Below are 20,038 nucleotides of genomic sequence, written 5' to 3'. Positions count from 1 at the left end.
TTATTTACATTTTCTTTATAAATTTTCTTTAATTGGTCAGCACAACTCATAAAAATGGGCAGGTCGTACAAAAACGATCTGCCCATCGCTTCAAGACCATTCACCCGCAGTCAGATTTTAGCCAACCCACTTCCTGGCATTACGGAACATCCGCATCCATGGTGAATCTTCTTTCCAGTCATCCGGATGCCATGACTGCGTCACCGAGCGGAATACGCGCTCCGCATGTGGCATCATTACGGTAAAACGGCCGTCCTGATTAGTAACAGACGTGATACCTTGGGGTGATCCGTTCGGATTAAAAGGATAAGCTTCAGACGCAACACCTCGATTATCGACAAAACGCATTGCTGTGATTGCTTCCGACAAATTCCCGGTAGTTGAGAAGTCCGCGTAGCCCTCCCCATGCGCCACAGCAATCGCCGTACGCGTACCAACCATTCCGTCAAAGAAAATCGAAGGTGATGGCATAATTTCCACCATAGCAAACCGTGCCTCAAACTGCTCGGATTTGTTTTTCGTAAACTTCGGCCATGCCTCTGCACCAGGAATGATCGATTTCAGATTGCTCATCATCTGGCAGCCATTACAAATACCCAGACCGAACGTATCCTGACGATGGAAAAACGCCGCGAACTGATCTGCCATCATGGCATTGAACAGGATCGTCTTGGCCCACCCCTCACCCGCTCCCAGCACGTCACCGTAAGAGAAACCACCTACCGCGATGAGCCCTTTGAACTCCTGAAGACTGACTCGACCAGCAATCAGATCACTCATGTGAACGTCCACCGCTTCGAAACCGGACTTATGCATCACGTAAGCAGTTTCAATGTGAGAATTCACGCCCTGTTCACGTAAAATCGCAACCCGGGGTTGAACGCCGGTGGAAATATAAGGAGCTGCCACATCTTCATTGATATCAAACGTCAGCACCGGTTGAATACCGGGGTCCTTCAGATCCAGCAAGCGGGCGTATTCTGCGTCGGCACATGCCGGATTGTCCCGCATTCTGGCGATCTGCCAGCTGGTCTTACTCCAGATCTGATGCAAGGATGAGCGGCTCTGGCTGAATATCTGTCTGGCATCCCGCATGAATTCGATCACATCGCGCGTATCCGGTTTGCCGATGATATGGCTGCATGCACCCAGATTAAATGAACGCAATACATCCATGACTTCTGTACGCTGCGCTGTCCTGATCTGAATCACTGCGCCGAGCTCTTCATTGAATAACGCGCGCAGAGTCTGATCATTGCGTCGTTCTGCAATCTGACCAGCCCAGTTTTTAGCATCACCCTGATCAGCAGCATGTTCTGCATCCATCGTCAGGATATCCAGATTCACGGATAAACCCGCGCGTCCGGCAAATGCCATCTCGCACAAAGCAGCAAATAAGCCGCCATCAGAACGATCATGGTAAGCCAGTAATTTCCCTTCGCTGTTGAGCTGCTGGATCGCAGAGAAGAATGCTTTCAAATCATCTGCGCTATCCACATCCGGCGTCTGGTCTCCGACTTTCTGCATAACTTGAGTAAAGCAGGAGGCGCCCAGGCGGTTTTTACCACGGCCCAGGTCAATCAAAATCAGGGATGTATCCCCCTGATCAAGGCGAATTTGCGGTGTCAGTGTTTTACGCACATCGTATACCGGTGCAAAGCCGGAAACGATCAGCGAGACGGGAGATGTGACCGATTTATCACCCTGCTCATCTTTCCAGGTAGTACGCATGGAAAGAGAGTCCTTACCGACAGGAATACTGATACCTAAAGCCGGGCACAAATCCAGTCCAACCGCCTTCACTGTATCAAATAAAGCCGCATCCTGCCCCGGTTGTCCGCATGCGGCCATCCAGTTGGCAGACAACTTGATATCCGAAATTTTGCTGATCGGCGCTGCGGCAATATTGGTGATTGCTTCACCCACAGCCATGCGTCCGGAAGCCGGGGCATTGATAACAGCCAGAGGAGTACGCTCCCCCATAGACATAGCCTCACCCAGATACCCTTCAAAACTCATGGTCGTGACGGCACAATCTGCAACCGGAACCTGCCACGGCCCCACCATCTGATCCCTGACGGTGGTCGCGCCAACACTGCGATCGCCAATCGTAATCAAAAATGATTTATCGGCCACTGTTGGCAGACTCAATACGCGCTGAACCGCTTCATTCAGCTCGATGCCGGTCAGATCCAGCGGGGAAAACTGTTTACTGACTCGTTCCACCTTGCGATGCATTTTGGGTGGTTTACCCAACAAGACATTCATTGGCATATCGACCGGCGCATTATTATGCTCAGGATCAATCACCTTTAACTGGCGCTCTTCCGTTGCAGTACCGACGACGGCAAACGGACAGCGTTCGCGTTCGCAGAATGCCTGAAAAACAGCCAGTGACTCTGGCGCAATCGCCAGCACATAGCGTTCCTGTGACTCATTACTCCAGATTTCTTTCGGTGCCAGACCGCTCTCTTCCAGCGGGACTTTACGCAAGTCAAACAATGCGCCGCGCCGGGCATCATTGGTAATTTCGGGAAACGCATTCGACAATCCACCGGCGCCGACATCGTGAATCGACAAAATCGGATTCTGTTCACCCAATTGCCAACAGGAGTTAATGACTTCCTGAGCCCGGCGCTCCATTTCCGGATTACCGCGCTGAACGGAGTCGAAATCCAGATCAGCTGTATTGGTACCGGTTGCCATCGAAGATGCCGCACTCCCCCCCATACCAATACGCATACCAGGACCACCCAGCTGAATCAGCAAGCTACCAACCGGCAAATCATTTTTCTTGGTATGACGAGCAGAAATGTTACCCATGCCACCGGCAATCATGATCGGCTTATGATAACCATACACTGTGCCGCCAACATTCTGCTCGTAGGTACGGAAATAACCTGTCAGATTGGGGCGACCAAATTCGTTATTGAATGCTGCGCCGCCAATCGGTCCTTCCACCATGATCTGCAACGCGGAAGCAATGCGGTCTGGCTTGCCATATACAGCATCAGTTGATGTACCGCCATCACAGTCAGTCGCATTTTCCCAGGCCTGCACATGGCCAGGCAGCATCAGATTCGAGACAGTGAAACCTGTCAGACCCGCTTTCGGTTTGGCGCCACGCCCAGTCGCACCTTCGTCGCGAATCTCACCACCGGCACCGGTCGAGGCACCTGGAAACGGAGAAATCGCTGTCGGATGGTTATGTGTTTCAACTTTCATCAGGATATGCGTCTCTTCCACAGATCGCTGATACGTATTGCCAGCTGCTACCTGAGGATAAAACCGCATTACCGGTGCCCCTGCAATCACGGAAGAGTTGTCGCTGTAAGCAACGATGGTTCCTTCCGGATTTTTCTCATGCGTATTCCGGATCATCTGGAACAGGGATTTATCCTGCTCCACACCATCGATCGTCCAGTCCGCATTAAAAATCTTATGCCGGCAATGCTCACTGTTTGCCTGAGCGAACATCATCAGTTCCACATCCGTCGGATTGCGATTTGCGGTCAAAAATGCGTCTTCCAGATAATCAATTTCATCATCCGACAACGCCAGCCCTAATGCGCTGTTTGCGTTTAACAACGCAGTTTTCCCACCTTCCAGCACATTCACGAATTCAAGAGGTTTGGCTTCCAGTTCAGAAAATAAAGCCTTCACCGCATCCAGATCAGTCAGCACCATTTCGGTCATGCGGTCATGTAATTGCGCAGCCACGGCATCACGCAACTCAGGTGCGAGTTCCTTGGTGCCACCGAAGAATCCGGATTTCATCTGGATAAAATAAGCAATGCCACGCTCAATCCGGTGGATTTGATGCATACCGCAATTCCGCGCGATATCCGTCGCTTTACTGGCCCAAGGAGAGATCGTTCCGATGCGTGGAATGACGATAAACATCAGTCCATCCTCTGCCCCGGTAAATTGTTCGCCGTACTCCAGCATCGCTCCGAGACGTTCGGTTTCGTTTTTTTGCAGCGCTGCATGAAGATCAACAAAATGTTGGTAACGCGCATTGATACCAACAATATTGGAATCAATTTCTTGCAGTCTGGAGAGAAGATTCGATGAGCGGAAAGCAGACAGGGCGTTAGAGCCTGGCAATATCAACATAGCAAAAGGGATAGTTGAGGCAATAGCCCGAGTCAGGTTCAGTTTCCCGGTGACTATCGCAGGTTAGACGAGAAAACCATGATTATACCTTGATGCCCTTGACCGCTCCAGAATAATGGGGAATCAAGCCGCAGGAAATGATTTAGCAGAAATCCGTCCGGCAAAGGTCTTGTATCGTGTGTCCTGCCCTAAGATAAGCAATGCCGGTAGATTATAATGTGCACCAATCGCAACGTCTCCAAAGCTTACCGTTTCTCGTCGCATGTTGCTCCTTCCCGTCACTAATACCCAGAACAACCTGTGCACTGTGCAGCATGTTTTCGAGAAATATGACACATCGCACGACAGAACAATTTTAAAACAATAAAAATCACCTTCTTACTTATGAGCACAGAAAAATCCAGCCATACACCAATGATGCAGCAATATCTCAGCATCAAAGCCGATCATCCGGAAACACTCGTTTTTTACCGGATGGGTGATTTTTATGAACTCTTTTTTGAAGATGCAGAAAAAGTCTCCCGCTTACTGGGAATCACACTGACTCAACGCGGTAGTTCCGCAGGTAATCCGATCAAGATGGCTGGTGTGCCGTTTCATTCACTGGAATCCTATCTTGCCAAACTGGTTAAATTAGGCGAGTCCGCAGCTATCTGCGAGCAAATCGGAGACCCTGCAACCAGCAAAGGCCCGGTCGAACGCAAGGTGATGCGCATTATTACTCCCGGTACATTGACCGATACCGACTTATTACCCGAAAAATCTGAGCGCCCGTTACTGGCGCTGTGCCTCACGCAACACAGAAGAACAATTACTGCCGGGTTGGCATGGTTGTCGCTGGCAAGCGGTAATCTGAAACTGATGGAAATCAGTACCGATGAAAAATCTCTGTTGCAGCGTTTGCAGCAAGAGCTAGACCGGATCAGTCCGGCAGAAATCCTGATATCGGCCGGAGTCTTGCTGTCAGATACTTATTACGAACAATTGCCAGGAAAATTTTCGGAAGTGCCCGACTGGCATTTCGATCTGAAACAAGGACAAAAAACACTTCAAGAACAGCTGGGCACTATCTCTTTAACCGGATTTGGCGCAGATCATTTGAGTGCGGCTCTGGGGGCTGCTGGTGCCTTGTTGCGTTATGCAGAAAACACGCAGGGCCGGGGACTGAAGCATATCAATAATCTGACGGTTGAAAATGAACATGAATTTATTGGCCTCGATACGGCAACCCGGCGCAATCTTGAGCTTACCGAAACACTGCGCGGGCAAGAATCTCCGACGCTGTTTTCTCTACTGGATCATTGCCGCACGGCGATGGGCTCAAGGTTGCTGCGGCATTGGTTGCATCATGCAAAAAGAGACCAGTCGGTCGCGATTTCAAGACACGAAGCAATTAAAGCTTTATTGAAAATCGACTCGACCGAGGGCTTGTCGGCACTTCTGAACACAATTCCTGACATTGAACGCATTACAACGCGCATAGCATTGCAGTCGGCTCGCCCCCGCGACTTGTCAGCCTTAAGAGACGGATTGCAGCACCTGCCTAATCTGCGTAATTATGTGAGCATGTGTATCGCTGACAACCAGACCACGGTACTCAGCGGCATCCTGGCGGGTCTGGCAACGCCGGATGATTGCCTCGATTTATTAGAGCGAAGCCTGATGACGTTGCCAGCTACGATGGTCAGGGATGGCGGCGTGATCGCCACCGGTTTCGATAATGAACTGGATGAATTACGTTCACTGTCTGAAAATGCCGGACAATTTCTGGTACAGCTGGAAGCATCCGAACGGGAACGTACTGGTATTGCCAACCTGCGGGTGGAATACAACCGCGTACATGGTTTTTATATTGAAGTCACCAATGGGCAAAGTGACAAAGTACCGGATAACTATCGTCGCCGGCAAACCCTGAAGAATGCAGAACGTTACATCACACCGGAATTAAAAGCATTTGAAGATAAGGCGCTGTCAGCGCAGGAACGCGCGCTGATCAGAGAAAAGATTCTCTATGAGAAAGTATTACAGGATTTACTGCCATTCATTCATCTGCTGCAAACTGTCGCACAGGCGATTTCTCAGCTGGATGCACTGGTCAGCCTGGCAGAACATGCTAATAAAAATAACTGGTGCGCACCTCAGATGATTCCGGAACCTATACTCCAGATACGTCAGGGCAGACATCCGGTCGTAGAAAATCAGATCGAACGCTTTATTGCCAATGACTGCGAATTATCTGCCGAACGCAAACTCTTGTTGATTACCGGCCCCAACATGGGCGGTAAATCGACATTTATGCGCCAGGTGGCACTGATTACGCTGCTCGCCTACATTGGTAGCTACGTACCGGCAGACAGCGCCGTAATCGGGCCGATCGACCGTATTTTCACCCGTATCGGTGCCGCGGACGATCTGGCTGGCGGGCGTTCGACCTTCATGGTAGAGATGACAGAATCTGCTGCCATCCTGAATGCCGCAACCGCTAATTCACTGGTGCTGATGGATGAAGTTGGACGTGGCACATCCACATTCGATGGCCTGGCACTGGCGTGGGCCATTTCCCGGCATCTGATACAGGTATCGCAAAGCTATACCCTGTTTGCCACTCATTATTTTGAACTGACACAATTGCCCGATATGCATCCGACTGCTGAAAATGTCCACTTATCTGCCGTGGAACACAAGGAGAATATTGTCTTTCTCCATGCGGTGCAGCCGGGCCCGGCATCACAGAGTTACGGTCTGCAGGTAGCACAGCTGGCCGGCATTCCCCAGTCGGTCATCCGGTCAGCGCGCAAACATCTGGCGGAACTGGAAGCGCAATCGCTGCAGGCAACGCCTCAATTTGACCTGTTTTCTTCGGCTCCGGCCATTCCACACTCAGAGCCGGAGCCTGAAATGACAGCTGCCATCCATCCAGCTTTAATAGAAAAGCTGATGGCACTCGATCCAGACAAGCTAAGTCCACGAGATGCGCTGGATGTGCTGTACGATCTGAAAACACTCACCAATCAACAGTAGTTCTTGTTTGATTTGCTGCACTCCAAAATAAAAAACCGCAAGATTTTGCGGTTTTTGATGTATCAGAAATCAGTTCAGTGAATGATATGCGTCCGATATTCATCTCCGGCCTCACCATCGTCTTCATCATCGTGCGCATGTCCATGTTCGCCATGCACGTGACCATGCGCCACTTCTTCCTCTGTTGCCGCACGGACTGCTTCGACTGTCAAACTAAAACGTAGCGCAATACCTGCCAATGGATGATTTCCGTCCAACACGACCTTATCATCAGCAATATCGGTGATGGTGAAAATATGTCCCTCCTGATCTTCGGACTCTTCAGGCGTTCCTTCAAACTGCATACCCACTTCCAGTGGCGAGGGAAAACGGTCACGCGCTTCCACCTTCACCAGTTCCGCATCATAATCACCAAACGCGTCTTCAGGATTAAGCTGGATAGTCGTGTGATAGCCGGCTTCCTTACCTTCCAGCGCTTCCTCAATTTTCGGGAAAATATTGTCATAGCCACCATGCAGATAAACCATAGGCTCAACACCCTCCTCGATCAGATTGTCTTGCGCATCCGTTAGCTTATAACGGGCAGTAACAACTGAATTTTTGACAATCTTCATAATCCACCTTCAAAATTTTATCGATACCAGATTATACCTGTCTGGAACTACCGGACAGGCAAGCCTATAATGCCAAAATGAAAAAATTTAATTCCCCGATCAGTCTTTTGGGCAACATCAGCCCGGAGCAATTTCTCAGCGAGTACTGGCACAAAAAGCCATTACTGATTCGTCAGGCAATTCCTCAGTTTAAAGCCTTTATCAAGCCTCAGGAGCTATTTTCCATGGCAGAGCGGGATGAGGTGGAGTCTCGCCTCATCAGCTTCTTCAGCAAGCATTGGGAAATGCAACGCGGCCCGTTGCATCAAATTCCACTCCAACAGAAGAAAGACTGGACTCTGCTGGTTCAGGGTGTCAACCTGCACCATGCTGAGGCGGACGAATTACTGCGGCAATTCCGCTTTCTGCCCGACAGCCGGCTGGATGATCTGATGATCAGCTATGCCGTGGACGGCGGCGGTGTCGGCCCGCATTTCGATTCCTACGATGTATTTTTGCTGCAGGCGCATGGCCAACGCCGCTGGCAAATCAGCGCCCAGAAAGATCTGTCATTGGTTGAGGGAATGCCCCTGAAGATCCTGAGCCACTTCACCCCAGAACAGGAATTCATTCTGGAACCGGGAGACATGCTTTACCTGCCACCTCATTATGCTCACGATGGTGTGGCAATCGGTGAATGCATGACTTATTCGATTGGCTTCAGAGCACCGGCTTATCAGGAAATCGGTGAAGCATTCCTGCATTTCATGTCGGATACGATTGATTTACCGGGTCGCTACAGTGATCCCGATCTGCAGGCAACATCAAAACCGGCCGAAATCAGTCAGGATTTTTTGCAGAAAATCAGCGAGCAGATTCAAAAAATTCAGTTTACGCCGGATGATATCGCCATTTTCCTCGGAGAATATTTATCCGAACCCAAACCCAACGTGTATTTCTCGTCGCCAGAAAAACCTTTATCACCCAAGCGTTTTGAACAGGCAACGCGCAAAAAAGGGATCAGGCTCTCATTAAAAACCTCTATGCTGTATAAAGGCAAACATATTTTCATCAACGGAGAATCGTTTGCCGTCGGACGGGAAGACAAAACACTGCTCAACAAACTGGCCAATCAACGCTTTCTCGAGAGCATGGACTTAGAAACCGCATCTGCTGATGTCATGGAAGCCTTTTGCATCTGGTACGAAGATGGCTGGATAGAAGTAAACTGAAGTAGAAAACTGAAATAAGTAACTGTTTATTAACAAAATAACGAGCAAATGGATTAATTTTTTTTCTTATATGAAATATTTATGAAATTAAATCTAATTAGACGCCAATATCTATTCCATTGCCTGAAAAATCATTATAATCGTGGGTTAGGAAACTTTTGAAGGGAAGAGCTAGTTCCATCAGCAATTTCCTTCGGGTAAGCCTATAGAGCGATAATTACCGGTAATTATTCATCGCAAAATTTTGATCTTATTTTTTGATCTACTTATTGAAAGTACAAACATGAAAAAATCACTCTTGCTCGTATCCCTGTTGGCAATCGCTTTGGCTGCTTGCGGCAAAAAAGAAGAAGCTGCACCTGCTCCAGCAGCCTCTGCAGTTGCTCCAGCTCCAGCATCTGCAACTGATGCGCCAGCAGCAGCTCCAGCTCCAGCAGCAGCTTCTGACGCAGCAGCAGCTTCTGGCGCAGCTCCAGCCGCTTCCGCAACAGCAGCTCCAGCTTCCAAGTAATTTTTACTTGTTTGCAAAAAAGCCGGCCGATGGCCGGCTTTTTTTATGTTTGAACTTCTTCACCAGACGATACTAAATACAAAAAAAGCACGGAAATCCGTGCTTTTTTTAAACTTTTTTTACAGTATTTATTTTAATTGTTCATTCAACAGCTGCAAAATCTTTTCAGCAACTGGCGAAGAATCAATCTTGCCGTCATTGTTATGAACAGAAATGTGACTTACCTCGCCATTCCCTGCATTTTTCACCAGAATACGATAGCGCTTGGCATCTTTGGCTGCATCGCTTGAAGAACCAAATGAGAACAATCTGGAGAAGAAACCTTCACTGGCACCTTTTGACCTGGCATCGATATCCTGATCAATATAGCGAACAAAATACAATCCCTGAGAACGATCCCGGTCTTCAACAGTGAAACCGACGCGATCCAGCGCCAGTCCCACGCGGCGCCATGAACGCTCAAAGCCCTCGTCTACCTCGACATAACTCAGCTCACCACTCTTCAAGAGTTGCGAACGTGGCTTCACCGGGGCAGCAGCCGTCGTCACGGCAGCTTTCGCCACTTCCGCATCAGAACCCAGGCGAACCATCAGGCGGGACAGGAATTCCGCCTCCAAACCAGGGTCTGCTGGACGCGGAGTCCAGATCGTTCCATCCTTTTGTGTACCAGTCACCACTTCCTGTGCGCCACGGTGGCTGATATAGATTTCGACTTCACCATTCGCACTGCGCTCCAGTCGGGTGCGGAATTTATCCCGTTCTCCTGTCGAATACAGCGAGTCAATGACTTTACCCAACGTACTGCGGATAATATCTTGTGGAATCTTTGCCCGGTTTTCCGCCCAGTCCGTTTCCATGACACCGGCTTCCTGATTTTCGACATTGATCAGGAAACCCAATTCTTGCCAAAAATCTTTAATCTGCGGCCATAACACCTCAGGTGTTTGCCCGACAACCAGCCAGCGCTGGGAGCCATCGCGCATGATGCGCATATTTTTCAGTTGCAGCGGAGCGACTGATGCAGTCGTACCAGTCGCCTGTTTCATACCTTTTTCCAGATTGTAACTGGAAGCAGTTGCGCTGCTTTTATTCGCATCAGGAATAGCAAAACGGCTGTCACGACGAATCTGGGTTAAATCAGGCGGGACCTCCAGCGAAGCGGTTGTCACTTTTCCTGCACTCTTATAATCAATTTTATTGGGCTCGATCATATTACTGATCGAGCTGCAGCCGGCTAATCCGATAATAGCGACCGCTCCGATAATCCCATTTTTGGCGACAAAGCTTTTTGCCATGTGAAAGTCCCTAGATTGATAATCAATTAAACTGCACCTGCGCCGCGGACAATGCATATCATTGTCCGCCGGGGATGCTTATTGTAATACACCTGCTTCACGCATCGCTGCACGCACAGTTTCGTGATACTGCTCCGCCAGCGGCACGAGCGGCAAACGGATTCCTGACGGGATCAGTCCCATTTCTGTCATCGCCCATTTCACTGGCAAAGGGTTTGGTTCAATGAATAACTTGTTATGCAAAGGCAGCATACGATTATTGATGCTGACGGCCTGACGGATGTCTCCTCGCATGGCTGCCGCACACAGTTCGCTCATGGCTTTTGGTGCAACGTTTGCAGTGACGGAGATATTTCCTTTACCACCGCAGAACATCAGGCTCATAGCAGTCGCATCGTCACCCGAATACACGGCAAAATCTTCAGGGGCGAGGCGGATCAGGTCTGTACCGCGCGCGATATTACCTGTTGCATCTTTCACACCGATAATGCCCGGTACCTGCGCCAGACGCAAGATTGTATCGTTCGACATATCCGCGACGGTACGGCCAGGGACGTTATACAAAATCACAGGAATATCGACAGATTCAGCGATTTTTTTGAAGTGCTGGTACATCCCCTCCTGGGTAGGACGGTTATAGTAGGGCACTACCTGCAGGGACGCATCGGCGCCGATCTGTTTGGCAAACTTTGTCAATTCAATGGCTTCAACCGTGGAATTGCCGCCAGAACCGGCAATGATGGGAATGCGCTTATTCGCATGCTCAACCGTCACACGGATCAGCTCGCAGTGTTCTTCGACTGAAACGGTCGGGGATTCGCCAGTAGTTCCGACGATCACAATACCATCAGTTCCTTCTGCAATATGCCAGTCGATCAGTTTGCGCAAGCATGGCAAATCAAGACTGCCATCCGCATGCATAGGGGTCACAATCGCGACCAGACTTCCCTGAATATTTGTCATGTTAGTGCAAGAAAAAAAGTAAAACTCCGATTGTAGCGGATACACCATCAATCTGGGCGCAAATGGAATGTAAATAGCTGAAATGAAGACTCAAAGTACCGCCGTCCGGAGACAAAGAGAATCCTGCTCAGTCAGTGCGCTCGTCCTGCGTGCACATATCCTCTGCACCATCGCGGCCTTGGGAGTTTCAATAACACCATTTTCGTAAGCAATGATCTGCATCTGAACAAGAGGATTAGACTGCATTTGCTGCAGAAGTTCGCCTGTGCGTAGCAGAAAATCCGGATTGGATGGTCGCCCGAACTGCGCATTGCCATCTGAGAATGTCTCATAAACCAGTAGGCCCCCTTCTTTAAGGCTGGCGAGCAAATGCGGAAATAGCGGTCTGTGCAAATAATTGCAGACAATGACACTGTCAAACGTATGCTCGCCAAACGGCCAGTGAACACCATCCGGCCCGGATTCCAGATCATGCAGCATCGTTTCGGCGCCAAGCTGCTGCAGCGCATGCAATGCAGCGGGATCGCGATCCAGCGCCAGTACCGGTCTGCCCTGCGCCAACAGCCACTGCGTATGCCGGCCACCGCCGCAAGCCAGATCCAGACACAGGCCTGGTGGCAACACCGGAGTGAATCGCCGGACCCAGCCGGACGGCGGCACTGCTGGCGCAGAAGAAACGAAGGCAGCTTGTTGCATAAATTTCCCGACTACATGCCCAACAAAAGCGTCAGGGGCGACAACAGCAACTGTATCAGCATGCTCGATACCATCATGACAGGCATCAACCAGAATTGCAGCACGTGCAGCATCACCAGCGCCATCACAATGAAAAATCCATATGGCTCGATCTGGGCAAATTTATACGCCAGCTTATAAGGCAGCAGGCTGACCAATATCCGCCCCCCATCCAGCGGCGGCACAGGGAACAGATTGAACGCAAACATGACCAGATTGGTCAGCAGGCCTGCATTCGCCATTTTCAGGAAATACGGTTCAGTAACGCCACCCGCCTGTAAGAATATATCCATACATACCCAGCCAATTGCCATGACAAAATTGGCAGCAGGGCCCGCCAGTGCGACCCACGCCATATCTCTTTTCGGTTTGCGCAATTGAGAAAAATTGACCGGCACCGGCTTGGCATAGCCGAACAAAAAAGCGCCACCTGTTGCCACATAGAGAACAGCAGGGATCACAATCGTCCCCAGTGGATCAATATGCACCATCGGATTCAGGCTTACCCTGCCCTGACTGTATGCTGTCATGTCACCGAAATATTTCGCTGCGTAGCCATGCGCAGCTTCATGCAGGGTGATTGCAAAAATCACTGGCAACGCATAAACCAGCACAGTCTGTATCAATTCATTCATAAAATTTCAGTCACTCTCATTCAGATTCAGGTATCCGGAAAATCATCCGTCACAGAACGCAGTATTCAATCTGCTGGCAGGATATTGACCAGCAAAATTACAAACCAAACAGGCTGGCATCTCCACGCCCCTGCCGGATCAGCTCCAGTGTATCGTGCGTCATATCAATCACGGTTGTGGGTGATAAGCTGCAGGCACCGCCATCGATGACCAGATCGACCAGTTTTTCAAGTTTTTGGCGAATCTGCTCGGGGTCAGTCAGTGGCTCACTCTCGTCAGGCAAGATGAGTGTGGTTGCCAGCAAGGGTTGCTTCAGTTCATGGATCAGCGCATGAATGATTTTATTCTCAGGCACCCGCAAACCGATGGTTTTTCGTTGCGGATGGCTCAGTCTGCGCGGTACTTCTTTCGTCGCTTCCAGAATCATGGTGTAAGGGCCGGGAGTTGCCGCCTTCAGCAAGCGATACTGGCGGTTGTCCACCTTTGCGTACAAGGCAATCTCAGACAGATCCCGACACAATAAAGTCAGATGGTGTTTTTCATCCACGCCACGGATACGACGCAAACGCATGACCGCCTCTTTGTCATCCAGATGGCACACCAGCGCATAACCGGAATCGGTCGGTGCAGCGACTACCCCCCCCTGATCAATGATCTGCACTGCCTGCTTAATCAGCCGCAGTTGGGGATTATCGGGATGAATTTGAAAGAATTGGCTCATAAAAAGAATAAGGCGGCAGCCAAAGCTACCGCCGCAAATCACTACACGGACATTATTTCAGATTTTGCAATGCTGCGATACGTTCTTCCATCGGAGGATGCGAAGAAAATAAAGCGCTCCAGCCAGGCTGATCGCTGATTCCTGACGCAGCCATCGATTTCGGCAATTCGCCCGGCTCCATACCACCGAGTCGCGCCAGAGCATGAATCATCGGCTGGCGGTTTCCCAACAACCGCGCTGAACCGGCATCAGCCCGGAATTCGCGCTGACGTGAAAACCACGCCACAATCATGGATGCGGCGATGCCAAAAACTATCTCGCAGACAAACACGGTAATCATGTAACCAATACCTGGCCGGTCATCATCACCATTCCGGAATACTGTTTTATCAATCGCATATCCGACAACCCGCGCCAGAAAAACGACAAAGGTATTCACCACGCCCTGAATCAGAGTCATGGTGACCATGTCGCCATTGGCAATGTGCGCCACTTCGTGCCCGAGCACCGCCTCAACCTCTTCCTTGGTCATGCTTTCAAGCAGACCGGTGGAAACCGCGACGAGCGCAGAATTTTTAAATGCGCCGGTTGCAAAAGCGTTCGGCTCGCCGTTGTAGACAGCAACTTCAGGCATCGCAATGCCGGCACGCTCCGACAATGCCTTAACGGTATTAACCAGCCACAGTTCAGTCGATGAAGCAGGCGTTTCGATCACGCGCGCTCCGGTGGACCATTTGGCCATGGGTTTGCTGATCAGTAGGGAAAAAATAGCCCCGGTAAAACCGACGACCAGCGAAAACGCCATCAGCGTGCCCATTTGCAGGCCATTGGCGGTCAGATAACGGTTTACCCCGAGTATCGAAAGCACAATGGACATCACTGCCATGACAGCCAGATTGGTCAGCAAAAACAGAAAAATACGTTTCATCCGGATTCTCCCGATAAAAGGAAAGAGTCAATCAATTGGCTTGTATATGGAGTGTGATGTGCTGATTTCAAGTCAGTGGCCAGTTTTCCCAGACTGCTTTGGATGTCGCGGGAAGTGCAGGCAAGCGGCCAATATCGACTTCGGCATCTTCCGGCGAATGAAAGTCGGAACCACGGGATACCAAAAAACCATACTGATTCGCGATGCGGGTGTATTCGTCGTACTGATCCGGCGTATGGCTGCCAGTGACGGTTTCAATGGCCACGCCGCCCAGGGTCCGGAATTCATGAAACAGACTGTCAAAAGCAATCGGGCTGAACTCATATCTTCCCGGATGCGCAATGACTGCCTGACCGCCTGCGCCCCGTATCCAGTCAACGGCCTCTGTCAGCGTAGCCCAGCGATGCGGCACAAAGCCCGGCTTGCCATCGGCCAGATAATGCCGGAATACCTCCGCCACCGAGCTGCAGGCGCCAATTTCGACCAGATAACGGGCAAAATGCGAACGGGAAATCAGATCAGGGTTGCCCACATACCGCAACGCACCTTCAAAGGTACCGTGGATGCCTGCAGTACGTGCCAGATCATCCGCCATGTCATGCGCGCGGCGCTCACGTCCGGAACGGGTTTTTGCCAGCCCCTGTACCAGAGCAGGATTCTGCTCATCAATACCCAGGCCAACAATATGCACGGTCTTACCCGCCCAGGTGACGGAAATTTCAACACCCGAAACAAAAGGCATGCCCAGCGACTGCGCCGCAGCGCGCGCCTCGGCAATGCCGCTGACTTCGTCATGATCGGTCAGCGCCCAGAGCTCAACTTCATTGTCGGCAGCGCGCTGCGCCAGCGTGGCAGGAGACAGGACACCATCGGAAATGGTGGAATGGCAATGCAGATCCGCATTCAATAACAGGACAGACATAATCAACCTTGAACAAACTATTTCACACAACACATTAATTCAAGTCTGATTGTACTCCTGCTGTTTCTATTGCGCTGCAGCAGCCCGATTTAACGACTGCTGCAGACCATTACAGTTTCATTTCCAGACGCAGGGTCCAGGTGGTATAGGTTTTGGCGGTAATGTAATCAATATGATTCAGGTTTGCCGTAGTGAGCTGGCTGCTGCTCAGGAAATCACTGCCCTGCAGATTATTGGCGGAAAAACGCAATTGCAGATCGGGAGAAAATTTCCAGAGACCATATAAATCCAATTGCCGTTTAATACCCGTCAAACTGAGCTGCTGGTTGGTGGACTGAGTGTAATACGCCGGTGTCCAGTTGATGTTGCCGCCAAGGGTCAGCGGTGTGCCGCCGATGCGATAGTCTACCCCTAGATTAGCTGTCTGGGATGGCTGCGTATCAAGGCGGTTATTCGGTCCCTGAATATCATCCACGCTGGACCAGAAATGGCTGTAATTGCTGCGCAAATCAATAGCAGGCCCATTCGGGAAAAATTCCTGCAATTGCAATTTTGCTTCCAGCTCCACGCCTTTGGTGATGGCATGGCCAATATTGACCGGGGAAGAAACCCAGCGCGGACCGGTCGAGGTATTCACCAGTTGCGTGGTACGCCGCATCAGATCATCAATGCTGCGGACAAACAGGTTGGCGCTCAGGATTCCGGCACGGGTCAGGTAATGCTCAAAAGCGAGATCAAGTCCTTTGGACAGCTCTGGCTTCAGATTCGGATTGCCGGTACGGTCCGGCCGCGTCGGGCTGTTCAGGTTGGAAATACTGGGCAAGGCGATCAGATCATTCAACGCTGGCGCCCGGTAAGTGCTGCTGAGGCCGATCCGGAACTGATCCCTGGAATCAGGAATCCGCCAGACACCATGTACAATCGGGCTCCAGACGCGACTGTCATTATTCACAGTACCGGAAGATAGTGTGCTGGAAGTATGGATACGTTCCCAGCGCAATCCGGCATAGGCGGCGAGCTGCGGATTGATATCGAATTCATCCTGCACAAACAAGGCAATGCGTCTTGTGCTGGCATCCAGATTATCGCCGGAATCAGCGAACTGTGGCAGGCCGTTGTCGAGCGACGTACGGGTCTGGGTGCGTTTGCCGGCTTCCAGCTCCCATCCTGCCGCCAGAGTCTGGCCCTCTCCGATTGGACGCATATATTTGCCGCCGGTATTCAGGCTGCTGTCACGGGTATTGTTAACATCGGTAATCAGGTCGATCTGATGTCCACTCTGATCGAATTGTGTGCGCAGCGAGGAACTGTCCATTTTTCCCAAGCCACCGCCAAATTTCACGGTCAATTTGCTGCTGTCCTCAAAGCGATGTTGCCAGTTTCCAAAGCCGCGCAAAAATGTCGTATCCGCATGGGCGGAAGACGAGGCCGATGCGTAAGGTGCGGGCGCTAACAAAGTTGGCGACCTGTACAGCAGGTCAACCTGACTCTGCCCGCTCGAATCGCTGCGGGAATTCATCAGAAAAGGCTGCAGCATCAGGGTATCGCCATTTTCAAAGCGATAATTGAAACGCGGCGTCAGGTGAATACCGGTAGTCTGACGGTTGGTCAGATCATGCTGATTCTGCAGCAGCGTCGTATTTCCGGCGCCATCCTGCTCCTGGGTGGCGGTTTCTGTATCGTCATGCTTCCGGTTCTGAAATACCGATCCGCTGATGGCATAACTCAGGTTGCCGATCTCACCCGGGTAAGTCAGGGACACATTCGGCGCAAGACGGCCCTGCTCGGAACCGAGCGATATCTTGAGATCGGTATTTTTCTGCTTGTATTCCTCACGCAAAACGATGTTGATCGTCCCGGCAATTGCCTGCGTACTGAATTCCGCCACTGCACCGCGCACGATTTCAATCCGCTCGACCTGATCCGGTGTCAGCGAGTCCATCGAAAAACCACGGGGCGCGCGCTCGCCGTTGATGAGAATCTGGGTATAACCGTTACCCATCCCACGCATACGGATGTCTCCGCCACGCCCAGGACGTCCACCTACGGTCACGCCAGGTAAGCGCTTCAAGACTTCGCCGATAGTGGTGTCGCCGTTCCGGTCTAATTCATCGCGACCAAAAATCAACTTTGCGGCTGTTGCCTGACGCCGCTCGTCCAGATCAGAACGCGCTCCGCTGATCGTGACTTTCTGCACTGATTCCGGATTTTCCTTACCGGCTTTATTTGGCGGCGTTTTAACTGGCAATAGCTTGGGATCATCTGTGGCACTGACCGGATAATTGGCAACGTCCTGCGCCCGGACAACCGATACAGGTAACAATGTGGCGGCAATAGCCAGCGTCAGCGATGAAATACGGCAGAGAATCGGCATGGGAAAGAAAGTGAAAATATCGGCTTCATACTGTGCCGTTTTACGACGACATGCAGTACCTCAAACAGCGCTTATTCATGAGTCGGATTTCACCGGAATGCGCTCTCTGCGCACCGTAACAATAACCATCTCATTAAAGCAATGTCATTGTATTTTTCTCAGCCAGTACACACCAGCACTCAAGGCTTGCGTTTTGTATGGAATTGAAACAGGCAAGCGTAGTCGATACTTTGTGATACCTCCTGACTCGTCTGAAATGACACTGCCTGTGAATCACTGAAACGAGATTGGGAAATAAATTATCACGCCAACATACTCCCACCCAGTATATTTACACTCCCTTTATCGACGATGAGAAGCAGCCATTTTCAGCATATACTCCCATAAAAAAAGCCTGCTCTGAAAATCAGGGCAGGCTTTTTATCTCACAATTCCCGCTGTGCCGGGAATGGTCTGAGTCAGTCAGACTGAACAGACAAATTCAGATTCAATTGAGAACGCAGCAAATCCTCCGCCTCGGGGCGAGTATTGCTGCGCGCGGTTTCCAGCTTATCGAGATAAGCCGGTGTCACGTCGCCAGTTACGTAAAAACCATCGAAGCATGATGCCTCGATATTTTTCAATACCGGATTCACGTCTGCAATAGAACGTTTCATGGCAGAGACGTCCTGATACACCAGCGCATCCGCCGTAATTTCGCGACACACTTCTTCTTCGCTGCGGCCATAAGCAATCAGCTCGCTACGGGTTGGCATGTCAATACCGTACACATTAGGGAACTGCACCGGCGGCGCCGCCGAAGCAAATATCACGCGCTTGGCGCCGGATTCACGGGCCATCTGCACGATTTCACGGCTGGTCGTTCCGCGTACGATGGAATCATCCACCAGCAAAACGCTTTTTCCTTTGAATTCCTGGCTGATCGCATTGAGCTTCTGACGTACCGATTTACGGCGAATCGACTGTCCTGGCATCATGAACGTGCGCCCGATGTAGCGGTTTTTGATGAAACCTTCGCGATAGCTGAGATTCAGTTTTTGCGCCAGTTCCATCGCCGATGGGCGGGAGGAATCGGGAATCGGCATCACCACGTCAATCTCGCCATGCCCGAACTGATTACGGACTTTCTCTGCCAGATATTCGCCCATTTTCAGGCGGGTCAGATAAACGGATGCACCGTCGATAATGGAGTCTGGGCGAGCCAGATACACATACTCAAACGCGCAGGGATTAAGGCTGGGGTTATCTGCACATTGTTGCTGATACAGCTGACCATTCAGATCGATGAACAGGGCTTCTCCCGGCTCGACATCGCGCAGGAAAGTAAAGCCCAGGCCTTCGAGCGCGACTGACTCGCTGGCAATCATGTATTCGACGCCGGCGTCTGTATTGGATACGCCGATGCACAGAGGGCGAATCCCGTAAGGATCGCGGAAAGCCAGCAGGCCATAACCGGCAATCTGCGCCACCACCGCATAAGATCCGCGCACCCGGCGGTGCAGCATGGCAACGGCACGGAACAGCGCTTCCGGGTCCAGCGAATAACCGCTGGTCACTTCCTGAATCTGATGCGCGAGAATGTTCAGCAGCACTTCGGAATCGGAATCCGTATTCAGATGACGGCGGTCGTTCTTGAACAATTCGATTTTGAGCTCAACTGCATTGGTCAGATTGCCGTTATGCGCCAGCACAATACCGAACGGCGCATTTACATAAAATGGTTGCGCCTCTTCTTCACTGGTCGAACCGGCTGTCGGATAACGCACCTGACCAATACCGACGTTACCCGGCAGGGAGCGCATATTGCGAGTGCGGAATACGTCGCGCACCAGACCATTCGCTTTATGCATCGCAAATTTATTACCGTGACTAGTGGCGATACCAGCCGCATCCTGACCACGATGCTGCAGCAACAACAGCGCATCATAGATCAGTTGATTAACGGGATTACTTGAAACAACACCGACGATGCCACACATGGTGGACTCCTAA

The 20,038-nt window shown here is 50.9% G+C and carries 14 protein-coding genes; 3 read left to right on the top strand and 11 right to left on the bottom strand.

Annotated elements, in window-relative coordinates; all coding sequences use genetic code 11:
• Positions 1-117: 117 nt before the first annotated feature.
• Positions 118-4,116 (bottom strand): phosphoribosylformylglycinamidine synthase, encoded by a 3,999-nt coding sequence (gene purL, locus HV832_RS09805; RefSeq protein WP_176803659.1) that lies wholly within the window; start codon positions 4,114-4,116, stop codon positions 118-120.
• Positions 4,117-4,500: 384 nt separating this feature from the next.
• Between purL and mutS the strand changes: the two genes are divergently transcribed.
• Complete coding sequence (mutS, locus tag HV832_RS09800; RefSeq protein WP_176803658.1) at positions 4,501-7,137, top strand: DNA mismatch repair protein MutS; 2,637 nt, start codon at positions 4,501-4,503, stop codon at positions 7,135-7,137.
• Positions 7,138-7,211: 74 nt separating this feature from the next.
• Here the strand turns inward: mutS and HV832_RS09795 are convergent, their stop codons facing one another.
• Positions 7,212-7,751 (bottom strand): FKBP-type peptidyl-prolyl cis-trans isomerase, encoded by a 540-nt coding sequence (locus HV832_RS09795; protein WP_176803657.1) that lies wholly within the window; start codon positions 7,749-7,751, stop codon positions 7,212-7,214.
• A 77-nt stretch (positions 7,752-7,828) separates the two neighbouring features.
• On the opposite strand from HV832_RS09795, the gene HV832_RS09790 reads away from it, so the two are divergent.
• Together HV832_RS09790 and HV832_RS17295 are read left to right on the top strand one after the other, a co-directional pair.
• Positions 7,829-8,962, top strand: a complete 1,134-nt coding sequence (locus HV832_RS09790) for a cupin domain-containing protein (protein ID WP_176803656.1) — start codon at positions 7,829-7,831, stop codon at positions 8,960-8,962.
• A gap of 283 nt (positions 8,963-9,245) precedes the next feature.
• The gene (locus tag HV832_RS17295) at positions 9,246-9,473 is read left to right on the top strand and encodes a hypothetical protein (protein WP_223827256.1); all 228 of its coding nucleotides are present in this window, start codon (positions 9,246-9,248) and stop codon (positions 9,471-9,473) included.
• Positions 9,474-9,601: 128 nt separating this feature from the next.
• On the opposite strand, the gene bamC is transcribed toward HV832_RS17295, so the two are convergent.
• The 9 genes from bamC to purF all read right to left on the bottom strand — a co-directional run bounded on the left by bamC (position 9,602) and on the right by purF (position 20,025).
• Positions 9,602-10,768: an outer membrane protein assembly factor BamC gene (gene bamC / locus HV832_RS09780; RefSeq protein ID WP_176803654.1), complete on the bottom strand. Its 1,167-nt coding sequence runs from the start codon at positions 10,766-10,768 to the stop codon at positions 9,602-9,604.
• 78 nt (positions 10,769-10,846) lie between these two features.
• Entirely contained in the window at positions 10,847-11,731 is an 885-nt protein-coding gene (gene dapA / locus HV832_RS09775) for a 4-hydroxy-tetrahydrodipicolinate synthase (protein ID WP_176803653.1), read from the bottom strand.
• Between the two features lie 90 nt (positions 11,732-11,821).
• A complete protein-coding gene (locus HV832_RS09770) occupies positions 11,822-12,427 on the bottom strand; it encodes a class I SAM-dependent methyltransferase (protein ID WP_176803652.1) in 606 nt (201 codons plus the stop codon).
• Positions 12,428-12,438: 11 nt separating this feature from the next.
• On the bottom strand, positions 12,439-13,101 hold the full coding sequence (locus tag HV832_RS09765; protein ID WP_176803651.1) for a site-2 protease family protein: 663 nt from the start codon (positions 13,099-13,101) through the stop codon (positions 12,439-12,441).
• Between the two features lie 97 nt (positions 13,102-13,198).
• The gene (locus HV832_RS09760; RefSeq protein WP_176803650.1) at positions 13,199-13,822 is read right to left on the bottom strand and encodes an L-threonylcarbamoyladenylate synthase; all 624 of its coding nucleotides are present in this window, start codon (positions 13,820-13,822) and stop codon (positions 13,199-13,201) included.
• Positions 13,823-13,874: 52 nt separating this feature from the next.
• Positions 13,875-14,750 carry a protease HtpX gene (htpX, locus tag HV832_RS09755; protein WP_176803649.1) on the bottom strand — a complete coding sequence of 292 codons (876 nt, stop codon included), beginning with the start codon at positions 14,748-14,750 and terminating at the stop codon, positions 13,875-13,877.
• 67 nt (positions 14,751-14,817) lie between these two features.
• Positions 14,818-15,672 (bottom strand): 3',5'-nucleoside bisphosphate phosphatase, encoded by an 855-nt coding sequence (locus tag HV832_RS09750; protein WP_176803648.1) that lies wholly within the window; start codon positions 15,670-15,672, stop codon positions 14,818-14,820.
• Between the two features lie 109 nt (positions 15,673-15,781).
• Complete coding sequence (locus tag HV832_RS09745; RefSeq protein WP_176803647.1) at positions 15,782-18,046, bottom strand: TonB-dependent receptor plug domain-containing protein; 2,265 nt, start codon at positions 18,044-18,046, stop codon at positions 15,782-15,784.
• Positions 18,047-18,504: 458 nt separating this feature from the next.
• Positions 18,505-20,025, bottom strand: coding sequence for an amidophosphoribosyltransferase (purF, locus tag HV832_RS09740; RefSeq protein ID WP_176803646.1), 1,521 nt, complete (start codon positions 20,023-20,025; stop codon positions 18,505-18,507).
• Between the last annotated feature and the right edge of the window lie 13 nt (positions 20,026-20,038).

Origin of the sequence: Cognatundibacterium oligocarboniphilum, assembly GCF_013377855.1 — a bacterium.
GTDB lineage: Bacteria > Pseudomonadota > Gammaproteobacteria > Burkholderiales > Burkholderiaceae_D > Undibacterium > Undibacterium oligocarboniphilum.
This window is presented reverse-complemented; position numbering and strand designations above follow the sequence as displayed.